1 protein-coding gene is annotated in these 281 nt (G+C 61.2%); it reads right to left on the minus strand.

Annotated features, from left to right (window positions below):
* A partial coding sequence (locus tag ACMUOY_RS20330) for a histidine kinase dimerization/phospho-acceptor domain-containing protein (protein WP_413894536.1) occupies positions 1-281 on the minus strand: 281 nt, incomplete at both ends.

A 281-nucleotide genomic window follows, 5' to 3' on the forward strand; every position in this document is an offset into this window, starting at 1 on the left:
ATCCGGGGAATGGCATCGTCCACCAGGCAGGCCAGGTCGAGGTTCTTCTGGGCGGCCCGGGGAGCCAGCAGCTTTATGACCTCCTCCAGGCAGGTGCGCAGCTCGAAGGGGCGGTATTCCAGTTCGAGCTTGCCCGACTCGATCTTGGAGAAATCCAGGATGTCGTTGATAATCGTCAGCAGCGCCTCGGCGCTGTTGCGGGTGGCTTCGACGTATTCGCGCTGCTCGTCGGTTAGCTCGGTGTCCAGCAACAGGCCGGTCATCCCAATGATGCCGTTCAT

Source organism: Candidatus Skiveiella danica (assembly GCF_022705245.1).
Lineage (GTDB): Bacteria > Pseudomonadota > Gammaproteobacteria > Burkholderiales > Burkholderiaceae_C > Skiveiella > Skiveiella danica.